This window comes from Chania multitudinisentens RB-25 (assembly GCF_000520015.2).
Lineage (GTDB): Bacteria > Pseudomonadota > Gammaproteobacteria > Enterobacterales > Enterobacteriaceae > Chania > Chania multitudinisentens.
Genome location: NZ_CP007044.2, coordinates 2,710,370 through 2,724,968, shown reverse-complemented (window position 1 = coordinate 2,724,968; position 14,599 = coordinate 2,710,370). Strand labels below are relative to the sequence as shown.

Genomic DNA, 14,599 nt, shown 5'->3' with positions numbered 1-14,599 from the left:
AAGCACGTTAAGGTTGCGCGAAAAACCTTAGAGTCATGATGCCAAGGTGCCATTCTGCTCTGCTTCGATCAGCGTAATCAATTTCTCCAACATCATGGGCGGGGAATAGAAATACCCCTGAATAATATCGCACTGGTATTGCTCCAGATAATTCAGGGTTTCCCGATCTTCAACCCCTTCAGCCAACACGGTATAGTTCAGCATATGCAGCATATTAATCAGGCTTTCGACAATAATGCGGCTATCACTATCCGATTTCAGATTCTCGATTAATGAGCGATCGATTTTAATCAGATCGGCCGGAATATTACGTAAGTAATTAAGATTGCTGTAGCCCGTGCCAAAATCATCCAGTGCGATCGCATACCCCTTGCGGCGCAAGGCTTTCACACAGGCCAACGCCTCGGTGCTTTCCAGGATTCGCTGTGTTTCCAAGCACTCAATCTCAATATCCTGCGGTAACAGGCCGCCGTCCCGCACCAGATGATCCAGTTTCTCGGCAAAATTCCGCTCGGCAAAATTGTTGGCGCTGATATTAATGGAAACCGGAATGGTGATCCCTAACTGACGTAATCGTTTTGCTTCTGCGACCGAACGCACAATAACAAACTCAGTCAACAGTTTGATCAGCGATGTACTTTCCGCCATCGGAATAAAATCATCGGGCTGAACCTCACCCAGCGTAGGATGCTGCCAGCGGAGCAAGGCTTCTACACCGATAATTTTGCGCGTCGCCAGGCTGACCTTAGGTTGAAACACCAGGTACAGCCCGCTTTGCTGATTCAGGCTTTCAGCCAGATCGTTCAGTATATTGAATTTAAATTTGCGGATCGCATCTTTGGATTCACTGTAGGCGGAAATAGTGACCCGTTCATCAATAGAGTCATGCAATGCGCTGGTCGCCATGCGTAAAAGTTCAGGCGGGTTAGCGTTAGAGGCGGAGAACCACACATAGCCAGCATAAAAATCCAGTTTCAGTGGCACAATGCTGCGAACTTCACGCTGTATCCGATCGGCGAAGTTCTCCATATATTCCATATAACGGTTTAATTCCCCCGCATTCAATATAATGGCAAAGCGCCCGAATGAAATAGCGTAGATCATCTGCTCATTCATAAACGTGGTCTTTAGAAAGTAGCCTATATCATTCAGAACACTTTCTACCTCGGCCATGCCAAATGAACGGGCCATCTCATAAACATATTTGATATCAAGGGTATCAATCAGGATAAGTACAAACTCGCCATGGTCCGGTGAGAGCTGTTTAATATCCCCCATCAACCGCTGCCGGTTAGGAAAATGCGTCACCGCATCAACTAAACCCACTTCGCTCTGCGCTTCGATCCGCTCCATAACCATCGTGGATATATTATTCAGCAGCTCCATTTTGAACGCGGAGAAAGGGCCAGGCTTGCTGCTGATTTTACAAACTGCGCCAATGACATACCCTTCACTGGTGCGCAACGGGGCTGCAATAAACTGACGGATCGGCGTTGCTCCACTGACCATCGGATCGGCGGCAAAACGATCGTCTTTCAACGTATCTTCACAAATCAGCTCATGGCCGCTGTAGCGAACAAAATTAAACAGCGGGCTATCATAGTTTATCTCTGCAAGCGCAACGTTTCTCTTGGCTTTAATCCATGTTCTTTTGGAACCAAAAAGATAGATAAAACATCCAGGTAGATTGAGCAGCATACAGGCAATATCAAGAATATTATGGAGGGCATCATCGTGCGCGCCCCCCAAGGCTTCCAGAGCATCCAGTGATGCCAGCCGAGTTTCTTCATCTTTGCTAAGTTGTCTCAACATACCTACCATCCCTTACCTGTTTACCGCAAACCTTTGCTTAATAGATGAAATATCTGCCCTTGCCCGCCAATTTCGCGCGATACATCGCGGTATCAGCTTGCCTCAGCAGTTCTTTCGCGGTTGTGCCATCACCGCTATACATCGCAACGCCAATGCTGACAGAGATTGTGATTTGCCGCTCAGCAATGCTGTGCAGCTCTGCCAATTGCATAAATATCTCTTTACAATAACGCTCCACTTCTGCCTGTGGTTCCGTCAGGTGCCAAAGAATGGCAGTGAACTCATCCCCAGCCAAACGGGCAACAAAGCCCTGGTTACGGATACAGCCGTTGAGCAATTTGGCAAAGGTCTTTAAAACAGCATCGCCAAAATCATGCCCAAAAGTATCATTAATCTGTTTGAACCCATCCAGATCGATAAACAGTAAAGCCATTGAGGGTTTAGTATTGGTACATTCCTCCATGCTCAGCGCCAGCTGACTGAGAAATGCCCGCCGGTTAGGTAAACCGGTCAGCATATCGTGCGATGCATCATATTCCAGCCGCCGCTGCAACCGTTTAAGCTCGCTGATATCCATCGACAAAATATAGAAACCTTGGGTTTCACCAGGCACCAGCGTGGTATGAATCAACAGCTTACCGCTCAGCGCCTGCAATTCATGCTCAAAACAGACACTCTTCCCCTGCAACGCCTGTTCGATCATCGGCTTAGCCTCAAGGTAAGCGCTTTCCCCGACAAACTGCCGTAATGTCATTTTCTTCAGTGAGGCTTCATCAAGGCCAAACCAGCGCTGATACGCACTGTTGGCAAACTGATAGATCTCATCAGGGCCGACTTGGCTGATCAGCGCAGGCATATTGTCCGTGATGGCGCGTAAACGCTCTTTTTCTGCATTGAGCTGGTGTTGAGCACTCACCCGGTTCTCAATTTCCAGATTCAGCTTGTTCACCACCACATTTAATTCTTGAGTGCGCAGAATGACCCGATCTTCCAGTTCATGCTGCAACGTGCGCAGATTATTTTCCGCGACTTTGCGCTCCGTAATATCCACCACCACGGAAATAAAATGGTGATGAGTTCCTTCCGGCAGGCGGTTTAAGGAAACCGTCAGCTGCACCCACACAATCGCCCCATCAGAACGGAAATAACGTTTTTCCATTGAGCAGGTGGAGATTTCATTTGCCAATAACCGCCGCAATACCCCCAAATCCTTGTCCAGATCGTCAGGATGCGTAATCTCCTGAAACGTCCGTTCCAGCAATTCCTGTTCGCTATAACCTAACATCTCGCACAGGCGTGGATTAACTCGCAGCCACTGCCCTTTAAGTGATACCAACGCCATCCCCACCGCCGCCTGAGAAAAAGTCTGCTCAAACAGAGCTTCGGTGCGTTCCAGGTCCGACTTAAGGCTTTCGGTGTAAATACTGCGTTCGATACCGTGCAGATATTCCTCAACGATCGCCGCAAAATCGCGCAGGTCCGCCACCTGCTCCGCAGAGAAAGTGCGAGATTGTTGGTCAAGGATACACAAAGTCCCCAGCGGCACCCCCGCAAGTGACAACAGAGGTTGCCCCGCGTAAAAACCAATCCCGAGCCCGCCGGTGACCTGTGGATGAGCGGAAAAACGCGCATCGCTGGCCGTATCCGGCACCACCAAGGTGTCTTTCTGCAAAATGGCGTGAACGCAGAACGAATCCTTGCTTGATGTCTCTTGCACCTCTAGGCCAAAACTCGATAAGAACCACTGGCGTTCGCGATCAATCAGCGAAACCAGCGCAACGGGCACGCCAAAGTAGCTAGCGGCAAGCCGCGTGATCCGATCCAGTTTTCCCTGCGCGTTTTTGTCCAGAATGAGAAGCGAGTCTACTACTGCCCGCTGGTGCAGCGGTTCATTGGCAGAGCGGCAAGGCTCGATCATAAAAGCTCCAGACCATTCCCGCATGAGAAAAGGAAAATACTCACGCGTGCTCACTGGGTAACTGTTTGGTTAAACTTAGAATATTGCGCCCATTTTCCGTTTCGTAGCTGACGCTATCCATCATGGACTGAATCAAGATCAGCCCCATTCCCCCCTCCGGCCAACTGGAGTGAACCAGTGGATCGGGCGAAAGGCTTGATGGATGCTCCAACTCGCGTAAAACCTTATCAGGGATCGCGATACCCGCATCAGACAGCGTTAACGTCAGGCAATGGCCATCATTACTCAACGTAATGATAACCTCCTGACTATCATCATAGTTCACTGCGTGCTTGACGATGTTGGTAAAGGCTTCACAGGAAGCCAGATCAACCTGATAAACCAGTGCCGAGCCCAGCGCAAAAGGAGCAACAAAGTCATACAACGCATTGCTCAGCTCTGCCAGGCTCTCCAGCGATGCTGGTAAACTCAGTGTAGTGCTGACGCTTGCCATACGGCTATAACCCTGTTTCAGCGAGTCAGTGTTTTTAGCGTCGACGCACGGTCGTCACCAATAGTGAAAATTCTGTCCATCCGCGTCAGTTTGAACATGTGCTGGATATTGCTGTTCAATGAGCACATGGCTAATTCACCACGGCCATTAAGCGTCTTGAGCAGCGATACCAGGGCACCCAGACAACTACTGTCAATAAAATCGACCTGATTGAAATCCAGCAGAATGTAGTGTTTACCCTGCTGAATGAAAGACAGGATTTCTTCTTTGAACACCACCGCCACCGAAGCATCCAGGCGGCGTACCAGAGGAACAATAATCTCGATCCCGTTCTCAGACTGAACATCAAAGTTCATAATCACTCCTTAATCACAATATCGTGGTTAAACTCCCCAGCGATAGGGAGTCATCTTTATGGCTCGCCGCTATGGGCGCGGTGCACAGCGTTCAATGGCCATCAGTGAAATATCATCGGTAAAAGGCCGAGGTTGCTTTAGATCCTGTTCCTGACGCTGGGTAACTTCACTGCTGCGCCAGAGACTTAATACCTTCTCCACCCGCTCAAACACCTGATGTTTGGGTAGCATCCGACATTCGCGGAGCAGTTGTTGTAAACGTTGTTCGCCGTAAAGTTCCTGCTGGTCGTTTTCACACTCAGTAATGCCGTCGCTGTACAGGTAAAGGCGATCGCCAATCTCAAGCGTAAAGTGGCTGTCCTGGTATTCGGCCTGCGGGAGCAACCCCACAGGCATTCCCCCGTCCCCGATAGGAAACAGCTCACCTCCGGTACGAATAATGAAAGGCGTCGGATGCCCAGCCTGGCAAAGCGTACCCTGACCATTGGTGGTATCTATCACGCCATAAATCAGCGTGTAATAGCTAAAGACCTCGTCATTATCCAGGCAAAAACGCTGATTCAGTTCCCCCACCACCTGATGCGGTGCCACTGGTGAACTTTCCCCCGCGCCGTTTTGATTGACCAACAGTTGGTTACTGATCCGGCCCGTCAAAAACTCCCGCGCAACCGCCAAAGACAGCATCGCCGCACTGACGCCATGGCCTGCAACATCCACACTGAAAAACGCGATATGCCGTTCATTCAGCGAGAAGTAATTCAGCAGATCCCCTGAGACATAAGCGGAAGGCAGAAACATCCAATCCGCTTCGAAGCCAGACAAAAACAGATTATGGGCTGGCAGCACGCTGTTCTGGAGCTTCGCCGCCGCCTGCAAGTCGGACTCGATTTGCCGGTAAGCAGAGGAGATTTTTTCATTGCGTGCCGCCAGAGTGTTTTCGAGTTGCAGTACGCGTTCTGCGGCATGCAACCGGGCACGGAGCTGGCTCTGGTTTACCGGTTTAGACAGAAAATCATCGGCCCCGGCCTCCATTCCCGTGAGCAGATCCTCAAGAGATTGCCGGGCGGTCACCAGAATGACATAGATATAACGACCAAAATCGTTACTGCGGATCGCCCGGCACAGATCAACACCGTTCATTACCGGCATTTCCCAATCGCTGATCACGATATGCACCGATTGCTGTTCCAACAGGCGTAGCGCGCACTCGCCGTCCTCCGCTTCGCAGATACGGAATCCCCATTTAGCCAGCATCGTAGCCATCAGATGGCGATAGCTTTTTGAGTCATCCACAATCAGTACCGTCACTTCCATCGCTGCGGAATGATGACTATCAGTAAGCTGTTCCATAAGAGATCCTTTGCCTCAGAAGGCGTGGTAAGGCTTCCACCGGCTATTGTGAAAATCCACGCCATTAATGTTCTGCCGACAATCATTCTGCCTCAACGGAGTATCCGCTGCATTCTGAAACCCATTATGTCTCAATCAAATCAAGAACCTATTCCCCAAATTTCCGTCGCATAGCCTTTGATCGTGCGATCGCTGGAGAAACTGCCCATATTGGCAATATTCAGCAATGCCCGCTGGTGCCATTGCAACTGCTGGGAGAAATCAGCCTGCGCCTGCTGCTGTGCTATGCGATAGCTGTCAAAGTCCAGCAAGTGGCAATAGTGATCGCCCTCGGTAAGCATGTGATAAATCGGCCAGAAAATAGAGGTATCCGCATTAAAACGGCCGGAGATCAGCGCCTCCACGGCCCGGTTAATCGCCGGATCGTTATTCTGATAAATCCGATTATGCGAACCCGCTTGCCGGTGGGTATTAATTTCATCCGCATTGGCGCCAAACAGATAAAAATTTTCTTCCCCAACCGCATCGCGGATCTCAATATTGGCGCCATCCAATGTCCCGATCGTCAATGCTCCATTCATGGCAAACTTCATGTTACTGGTGCCAGAAGCCTCAGTGCCCGCAGTGGAAATCTGCTCAGAAAGATCGGTAGCGGGAATAATGTGTTCAGCCAGTGAGACTTTATAATCCTCAAGAAACAGCACGCTAAGCTGGCCTTTGGTTCGAGGATCGCTATTCACCTTTCTCGCCACTTCATTAATCAGTTGGATGATCAATTTTGCCATGGCGTAACCCGGTGCCGCCTTGCCGGCAAACAGGTGTACTTTAGGCGCTTGCGTATGGCCGGACTCCACAATTTCCAGGTACGCATGTATCACATGCAGAATATTCAGCAATTGCCGTTTGTACTCATGGATACGCTTCACCTGGCAGTCAAACATCGCCAACGGATCAAGCTGAACCCCTTGCTGGGCGGCAATCTGGCGGCATAGCGCCTGTTTGTTCTTGAGCTTGATTGCCTGGATTTCTTCTACCACCCCGCTGTCTTTGGCCAATTTTTTCAGCCGTTGCAACTTGTCGAGATCGGTGACCCAACCGTTGCCCAACTGGCGGGTTAAAAACGTGGCCAGGTTAGGGTTGGCCTGCTGAAGCCAGCGCCGAGGCGTAACGCCGTTAGTCTGATTGGTGAACTTTTCTGGCGTGATGAAATAAAAATCAGGCACCAGCGTTTGGGTAATCAATTCAGAATGCAGCTTGGCAACCCCATTCACCTTATGGCTGCCAACGATGGCAAGGTTCGCCATGCGGACCTTTTTCTCGCCTCTTTCTTCAAACAGCGACAGTGACGCCAGCAAATGCGGCTTATCAGGCCATTTTTCTGCCACCTCATCAAGGAAGCGATGGTTGATCTCATAAATAATTTGCAGGTGACGCGGCAGCAATTTTTCAAATAACGCCACCGGCCAGGTTTCCAGCGCTTCAGGCATTAAGGTGTGGTTGGTGAAGGCGCAGGTTTTTTGCGTAATTCCCCAGGCAACCGCCCAATCCAGACGATGTTCATCCACCAGAACCCGCATCATTTCGACAATAGCCAACGCCGGGTGGGTGTCGTTTAGCTGGATGGCAACGGAATCAGGCAGCGCGGTAATATCCGAAGAAATCTGCGCATAATCGTGAAAGATGTCACGCAACGTACAGGCAACCAGAAAATACTCTTGCGTCAGCCGCAGTTCTTTGCCTGATTGGATCTCATCTGCCGGGTAAAGTATTTTCGAAATATTCTCTGAAGCAATCTTCTCGCTGACCGCACGCAGGTAATCACCGCGGTTAAAGATATGCACGTCAAATGAATCAGATGCGCCCGCGCTGTACAAGCGCAGCGTATTTACCGTTTTCCCCCCATACCCCGTTACCAGATAATCATGGGGAATACCCACCAGGACTTTCCAGTCCATCCACATCGGATTGTAATTCCCCTCACTATCTTCGCCTTCTTCAATATGGCCGCCGATAGGAATTAACATCAACTGTGAATGGTGTTCGATTAACCAGGGGGAATGTGTTGAATGCCAGTCATCAGGCTGTTCAACCTGCTTATTATTCTGGATGACCTGTTTAAACAGACCATATTCATATTTAATGCCGTGACCAGAAGCGGCGATATCCAGCGTTGCCATGGAGTCAATAAAACAGGCCGCCAAACGCCCTAATCCACCATTACCTAAAGCCGCATCCGGCTCTTCCGCCGTAATCTGCTCAAAATCAAACCCTAATTCTTCAATCGCCTGTTTGGCCTGTTGCAGTAATCCGACATTCGTCAGGTTATTACGCAAGGACTGGCCAAGTAAAAACTCCATGGAGAGATAATAGAGACGTTTGGATTTTGTTGCTTTCTGCACTTTCCGCGTATTAAAGAAGCCATCAAGCTGATAATCCCGTAGGGTTAATGCCAATGCATTAAAAATGTCAGCATTGGTGGCGCTTTCAAGTTCCAGGCACAAACTGTATCTCAACTTACTGATAACGCTTTTCTTTATTTCTTCAATACTGGGCATCTTGATATTGGTTAATTCTGTATTCATTTCAGCTCCTAATGCGTTCCTGCATCCGAGTTTTTCTGTTTAATACCAGAAGATAAATCTACCCAAAATAATTCGAGTGGCAGGACAAAAACGCCAAGGCGTTTTTGAACAGCGCTTGCGCTGGCCCGTAGGAGGAACCTCAGCATGAGGCTCATAATCCCCAGGAACCTAGTTCACTAGGTGACTAGGATGAAAGAGCGCAGCTGACACACATGCAACTTGAAGTATGACGGGTATAGCAACCAAAAGCCTATGCCAAGTGTAGACTGCTTTTTGCAACTCGGTGTTAAATAACAGAAGTATAAATTTCTCGCAGAAAATACCGCTGGCTGCCCCAATATTACGCTGGCCACGGCTCAGGGATCTGGCAGGCGGTTACGGGGTGATTCGCGCCTTAAGTGGTAATCCACCTGGTATTCACTGGCATTACGGAACATCACCGAATAGTTCAGGAATTGACCATTATCGCTGTAAGAAAGTGAGGTGATTCGCAAAATGGGCGTCTGCTGTTCAATATTCAGCAATGCCGCCATTTTTTTATCGGCCAATACCGGTGTCAGACTTTCATAGTTGCCACATATCGTCATATGACATTCATCTTCAATGTAGGCAAATTTAGAACCCTCCAAGTGAGCAACCGATAAATTGCGGAATAATTTCATCGGCATATAGCTGTCTTCCACCATCAGGGGTTTACCGTCAACCGAGCGCACCCGGCGCGAATAATAGATGCGTTCATCTATTTTTATCCGCAGTTGGCTGGCAATTGCCGGGGGAGCGGGCATGACGACAAACTCCAATACTTCACTCACCACTTGCTTACCCTGATTTTTCATCACCTCAATAAAACCGGTCAGATTAGTGGTTTCATGATGCACATCTTTATTTGCCACATAAGTTCCACTGCCATGGCGGCGGATAACCAATCCCCATTCAATCAATAGATCCACCGCTTTACGAATGGTCATCCGTGATACCGCAAATTCCTCCACCAGCTTTTTTTCACTGGGTAACGGGCTACCAATGTTGTAATCCGCAGAATTCAGCCGAATACGTAACTGATCGGCAATAGATTTATAGATCATCTGTAGACCTCTTTCACATTACGTATTTTATTCAATCAATCACCCGTAATAGCATTAATAAGCTGATTATTAAAAAATAATTTAAATACAAAAATGTGATCTGTTAACACCTCAATTAGCGTGTCTATGAAATTCATAAAAAATAGACCACTTAGCTCAAAGAAAAACCATGAAAGCGATCACGAATCGGCATGTTGGGCCAAGCCAAGCCGCTAGCAAGCTTCTTACTCTCAGCCTCAGACCAATATAAAAAACAAAATCAGTCACCCTTCAAATTGTTATCCCAAAGTACTTGTTGCAGGTAGGCAGCAGAGCAAATCGGTCTGTGGCCGATTTAAACAGCACAACTCCCTACCGCTGCAAATAAAAAGGGTATCAATGAGGATTTAAAAATGCTCAGTCAAATACAACGCTTCGGTGGAGCCATGTTTACCCCGGTACTGCTGTTTCCGTTTGCCGGAATGGTGGTAGGTCTTGCGATCATGCTGCGTAACCCGTTGTTTGTCGGGGAAGCGCTCACCGCGCCCGATCATTTATTTGCGCAAATTGTCCATATTATCGAAGAAGGCGGTTGGACGGTTTTCCGCAATATGCCGCTTGTTTTTGCCATCGGTTTGCCGATTGGCCTGGCTAAACAAGCGCCTGGGCGCGCCTGTCTGGCAGTTTTGGTCAGCTTTCTCACTTGGAACTATTTTATTAATGCCATGGGCATGACCTGGGGCCATTTCTTTGGCGTGGATTTCAGCGCCGAACCGAGCGCAGGCAGCGGTTTAACCTTCATTGCCGGAATAAAAACGCTCGATACCAGCATTATTGGTGCGATTGTGATTTCCGGGCTGGTCACCGCAATTCATAACCGTTATTTCGACAAACCTTTGCCCGTCTTTCTGGGGATTTTTCAGGGCAGTTCTTTCGTGGTGATTATCGCTTTTCTGGTCATGATCCCCTGTGCCTGGCTCACCCTGCTGGGCTGGCCCAAAGTGCAACTGGGCATTGAATCGTTACAAGGGTTTTTGCGTAGCGCCGGGGCGCTTGGCGTCTGGGTTTATACCTTCCTCGAACGTATTCTGATCCCGACCGGGCTGCATCACTTCGTTTACGGCCCCTTTATTTACGGCCCGGCCGCCGTTGAAGGTGGAATTCAGGTTTACTGGGCGCAACATTTGCAAGAATTCAGCCAAAGTACCGAACCGCTGAAAAACCTGTTCCCAGAAGGCGGCTTTGCGCTGTACGGCAATTCAAAAATCTTCGGTTCAGTGGGAATTGCGTTAGCACTCTATTTCACCGCCGCGCCTGAAAACCGCACCAAGGTAGCTGGTTTACTGATCCCTGCCACTTTGACTGCCATGTTGGTGGGCATCACCGAACCGCTGGAATTCACCTTCTTGTTCATCTCGCCGCTGTTATTTGCGGTACACGCCGTGCTGGCGGCCACCATGGCAACGGTGATGTATCTCTGTGGCGTGGTCGGCAACATGGGGGGCGGCCTGCTTGACCAGTTTCTGCCGCAAAATTGGATACCCATGTTCCATAACCATAGCGCGATGATCGCCACCCAAATCGGCATCGGCGTTGCGTTTACCGCTCTCTACTTTGTTATCTTCCGCACGCTGATCGTGCGCTTCAACCTGAAAACTCCGGGCCGCGAAGAGAGTGAAATCAGACTCTACAGCAAGGCGGATTACCAGGCGGCGCGTGCTCAAACCACGGCGGCAGCCAGCCCGAACCAGCAAACCGGCCAAGCGATCGGTTTCCTGCGGGCGCTTGGCGGCAGCGGCAATATTCTTAGCATCAATAACTGCGCAACACGCCTACGTATCACGCTGGCCGATATGGCGCTCACGCAAAGCGACGGCCACTTTAAAGCGCTGGGGGCACATGGCGTTGTGCGCCGCAGCAACGGTATTCAGGTCATTGTCGGCCTGCACGTTCCCCAAGTCCGGGATCAACTCGAGAGCCTGATAAAAGAGCTCTCCTCTCTCGAAAACACACCCATAGCAGAGGCAGTATTATGAAAAAATTCTCGGTCGTCGTCGCCGGTGGCGGCAGCACTTTTACGCCAGGCATCGTATTAATGCTGTTGGCAAACCAGCATCGTTTCCCGCTGCGCGCCATAAAATTCTACGACAACGATGGCGCACGCCAGGAAACCATTGCTGAAGCCTGTAAAATCCTGCTGCAAGAGCAGGCACCGGAGATTGAATTCAGTTACACCACTCATCCGCAAACCGCGTTCAGCGACGTTGATTTTGTCATGGCGCATATTCGGGTGGGCAAATACCCGATGCGAGAAAAAGACGAAAAAATTCCGCTGCGCCACGGCGTGGTGGGGCAAGAAACCTGTGGGCCAGGGGGAATCGCTTACGGGATGCGCTCTATCGGCGGCGTGCTGGAAATCGCTGACTATATGGCGAAATACTCGCCCAATGCCTGGATGCTCAATTATTCCAATCCGGCGGCGATTGTGGCCGAAGCGACCCGCCGCCTGCGCCCTCAGGCTAAAATTCTCAATATCTGCGATATGCCGATTGGCATCGAAGGGCGTATGGCGCAGATTGCCGGGCTGCAAGACCGCAAAGAGATGCGCACCCGCTATTATGGCCTGAATCACTTCGGCTGGTGGACTGCGGTTGAAGATCTGGCAGGCAACGATTTGATGCCGAAAATCCGTGAGCACGTGGCAAAATGTGGTTATATCCCGCCAACCAAACAGCAGACCACCGAAGCCAGCTGGAACGACACCTTTGCCAAAGCCAAAGACGTTTGGGCGCTCGATCCCGACACTTTGCCAAATACCTACCTGAAGTACTATCTGTTCCCTGATTATGTGGTGCAACATGCCAATCCGCAGCACACCCGTGCCAACGAAGTAATGGAACACCGCGAAAAACAGGTATTTGGTTCCTGTAACGCCATCATCCAGGCGGGAAAATCCTCGGCGGGTGAGCTGGAGATTGATGAACATGCTTCTTATATTGTCGATCTGGCAGCGGCGATTGCCTTTAACACTCAGGAACGCATGTTGTTGATTGTGCCCAATAACGGTGCCATCAATAATTTCGATCCAGAAGCGATGGTGGAAATCCCTTGTCTGGTAGGCAGCAACGGGCCAGAGCCGCTGGTGGTCGGGAACATTCCGCAATTCCAGAAAGGGTTGATGAGCCAGCAGGTGGCCGTGGAGAAATTAGTGGTGGATGCCTGGGAACAGCGTTCTTATCAAAAGCTCTGGCAGGCAATCACGCTATCCAAAACGGTGCCTAGCGCTTCCGTTGCCAAAGCCATTCTTGACGATCTGATCGCAGCCAATAAAGACTACTGGCCGGAATTACGCTAAAACGGCAGCCGGTGTCTGGAAAGGCACCGGCTTTCCTGCATATTGCAATAAAGAGAAAAAAGCCCCGAATCATCGAGGCTTAAGGTTTCACGATAACGATGTTTGCTTTCTGTAGATTGCACGATAATGGTTGAGTCGATCAAAAAAATTGTCACTTTGTTCGCGTGACATATTCCCCGCTACATCCTGAGCATTGATTTTTCGTCCCTGGAATTCTAAGAATGCAACTGTAGACGCGAGAAAATCCATGTTGCTTGTGTTCTTCGCATAAACATAATATCGCTCTAAGACTTCCATTTGACTCCTCCTGAAGCTTTCACGGTATACCCGCCATTCTTCAAGCTGCCGGGTATAAAAGTGACGTGTCAACGTCAAGACGACCACGTGCTCATTAAATGAGCCGTACTCTTGAGCATACACCTAATGCTCGAATAGTATACGCACCACATGTGATCTGGCATAAAAATCTGCAAACTTTAAGCACAGATCGTTCAAACCACCGTTTCTTTGGAGTTAACATTAATAACCAGGATCAACAACCATCCGCACATTGTGGGTCCGGGTTGGTAAACAGGATACGCACCAGTAACCCGCGCGCTTCACGCAGTGGGTCATCACCAATCGCCAGTACCTTGCCGTCGTGCGTAGCGGTATATTCACGAATCACATCACCAAACGCATTACGTTGCACCGCCACTTTCTGCCCTTTGGTCACCCCATCTCCAACCTTGACCAAGATCTCGGCAAACCCACCCACCTCAGCACGAATCGAACTCATTTCATTACCAATATAAGTCTTCTGCTGTTGCGCAGTCGCCCCCAACTGCCCGGTGAGCATCCCTTGCTGAATCATCAGATTATGTACGCCCGTTACGCTACGTGCGATCAGTTCAGGTTGATACAGTTTCGGTTTGCCGACTTCAAGCGTGATGGCCGGGATCTGGTTTTCAACAAAGGTAGTTTCTACAGAACCTTTCTCGCCGGGATCGGCTTTAATCTGATCGGCCGGGAACAGCTCAGCCATTTGCTTCACCTGTGGGTTACGGTAATCCGCATAGATAAACAACGGATATTCAGTGCCACGGCTTTGCGTATGCATATCTACGAACATACCGACATTGCCCGCCCACAGATTATTCCACAGCAGCCAGGCGTGCTGTTCCGCAGTATTGCCTTTCTCCTTGCCCGGCCAGATGCGGTTGAAATCGATCATGTCGCCACCGTCATTCACCAACTGCCAGTTGCGGTTGTTCGCCAGCATACCGGAAGGGTTAGCGCCGATCGCACCCACAACGCTGCCTTTCAACTCGGCAGGGTTCAGTTTTTCAAACACCTGCTGTATTACCCGCACACCGTTCAGTTCATCGCCGTGAATCGCCGCTTGCAGGCCCAGTTTAGGGCCAGACTGTGCCCCTTTAGCCACCAGGATCGGCACGTACCAATGCTGGCTGATACCATTACTCGCTCCCTGGAACATAAAGCGATAAACCTTCCCCGCTTCCAGATCGTCCACATCCAACTTGCTGATCACCGGATTGCCGTCAATCTTGTCTCCGGTATACACCGTTGCTGCCTGAGCGCTAAACGCGCCCATCAACAACGCCGCCAACATCGTCACTTTATACATAGACTTCCCTATAGGTATCATTAAAAAACCGCTTCCCTGGCT

The 14,599-nt window shown here is 49.8% G+C and carries 10 protein-coding genes; 2 read left to right on the top strand and 8 right to left on the bottom strand.

The window, feature by feature from the left end; genetic code table 11:
* Nucleotides 1-33: 33 nt before the first annotated feature.
* The 7 genes from Z042_RS11925 to Z042_RS11895 form a co-directional block, all read right to left on the bottom strand.
* The gene (locus Z042_RS11925) at nt 34-1,812 is read right to left on the bottom strand and encodes a sensor domain-containing diguanylate cyclase (protein ID WP_024913443.1); all 1,779 of its coding nucleotides are present in this window, start codon (nt 1,810-1,812) and stop codon (nt 34-36) included.
* A gap of 37 nt (nt 1,813-1,849) precedes the next feature.
* The gene (locus Z042_RS11920; RefSeq protein WP_024913442.1) at nt 1,850-3,730 is read right to left on the bottom strand and encodes a diguanylate cyclase domain-containing protein; all 1,881 of its coding nucleotides are present in this window, start codon (nt 3,728-3,730) and stop codon (nt 1,850-1,852) included.
* Between the two features lie 40 nt (nt 3,731-3,770).
* On the bottom strand, nt 3,771-4,223 hold the full coding sequence (locus tag Z042_RS11915) for an ATP-binding protein (RefSeq protein WP_024913441.1): 453 nt from the start codon (nt 4,221-4,223) through the stop codon (nt 3,771-3,773).
* 17 nt (nt 4,224-4,240) lie between these two features.
* On the bottom strand, nt 4,241-4,579 hold the full coding sequence (locus Z042_RS11910) for an STAS domain-containing protein (protein WP_024913440.1): 339 nt from the start codon (nt 4,577-4,579) through the stop codon (nt 4,241-4,243).
* A 69-nt stretch (nt 4,580-4,648) separates the two neighbouring features.
* Nucleotides 4,649-5,929, bottom strand: a complete 1,281-nt coding sequence (locus Z042_RS11905; protein WP_024913439.1) for a PP2C family protein-serine/threonine phosphatase — start codon at nt 5,927-5,929, stop codon at nt 4,649-4,651.
* A gap of 140 nt (nt 5,930-6,069) precedes the next feature.
* A complete protein-coding gene (locus tag Z042_RS11900) occupies nt 6,070-8,511 on the bottom strand; it encodes a glycogen/starch/alpha-glucan phosphorylase (protein ID WP_024913438.1) in 2,442 nt (813 codons plus the stop codon).
* A 356-nt stretch (nt 8,512-8,867) separates the two neighbouring features.
* Nucleotides 8,868-9,596 carry a GntR family transcriptional regulator gene (locus tag Z042_RS11895; RefSeq protein ID WP_024913437.1) on the bottom strand — a complete coding sequence of 243 codons (729 nt, stop codon included), beginning with the start codon at nt 9,594-9,596 and terminating at the stop codon, nt 8,868-8,870.
* Between the two features lie 392 nt (nt 9,597-9,988).
* On the opposite strand from Z042_RS11895, the gene Z042_RS11890 reads away from it, so the two are divergent.
* Together Z042_RS11890 and Z042_RS11885 are read left to right on the top strand one after the other, a co-directional pair.
* A complete protein-coding gene (locus Z042_RS11890; protein WP_024913436.1) occupies nt 9,989-11,611 on the top strand; it encodes an alpha-glucoside-specific PTS transporter subunit IIBC in 1,623 nt (540 codons plus the stop codon).
* A complete protein-coding gene (locus tag Z042_RS11885) occupies nt 11,608-12,930 on the top strand; it encodes a 6-phospho-alpha-glucosidase (RefSeq protein ID WP_024913435.1) in 1,323 nt (440 codons plus the stop codon). Before Z042_RS11890 ends, Z042_RS11885 begins: the two co-directional genes overlap by 4 nt.
* Before the next feature lie 532 nt (nt 12,931-13,462).
* Here the strand turns inward: Z042_RS11885 and Z042_RS11875 are convergent.
* Entirely contained in the window at nt 13,463-14,557 is a 1,095-nt protein-coding gene (locus tag Z042_RS11875) for a M14 family metallopeptidase (RefSeq protein ID WP_051506718.1), read from the bottom strand.
* Nucleotides 14,558-14,599: the final 42 nt, after the last annotated feature.

Bases quoted from the DNA above. Each gene is read 5' to 3' on its own strand.
- Z042_RS11925 (WP_024913443.1), bottom strand. From the start codon at position 1,812: ATGTTGAGACAACTTAGCAAAGATGAAGAAACTCGGCTGGCATCACTG.
- Z042_RS11920 (WP_024913442.1), bottom strand. From the start codon at position 3,730: ATGATCGAGCCTTGCCGCTCTGCCAATGAACCGCTGCACCAGCGGGCA.
- Z042_RS11915 (WP_024913441.1), bottom strand. From the start codon at position 4,223: ATGGCAAGCGTCAGCACTACACTGAGTTTACCAGCATCGCTGGAGAGC.
- Z042_RS11910 (WP_024913440.1), bottom strand. From the start codon at position 4,579: ATGAACTTTGATGTTCAGTCTGAGAACGGGATCGAGATTATTGTTCCT.
- Z042_RS11905 (WP_024913439.1), bottom strand. From the start codon at position 5,929: ATGGAACAGCTTACTGATAGTCATCATTCCGCAGCGATGGAAGTGACG.
- Z042_RS11900 (WP_024913438.1), bottom strand. From the start codon at position 8,511: ATGAATACAGAATTAACCAATATCAAGATGCCCAGTATTGAAGAAATA.
- Z042_RS11895 (WP_024913437.1), bottom strand. From the start codon at position 9,596: ATGATCTATAAATCTATTGCCGATCAGTTACGTATTCGGCTGAATTCT.
- Z042_RS11890 (WP_024913436.1), top strand. From the start codon at position 9,989: ATGCTCAGTCAAATACAACGCTTCGGTGGAGCCATGTTTACCCCGGTA.
- Z042_RS11885 (WP_024913435.1), top strand. From the start codon at position 11,608: ATGAAAAAATTCTCGGTCGTCGTCGCCGGTGGCGGCAGCACTTTTACG.
- Z042_RS11875 (WP_051506718.1), bottom strand. From the start codon at position 14,557: ATGTATAAAGTGACGATGTTGGCGGCGTTGTTGATGGGCGCGTTTAGC.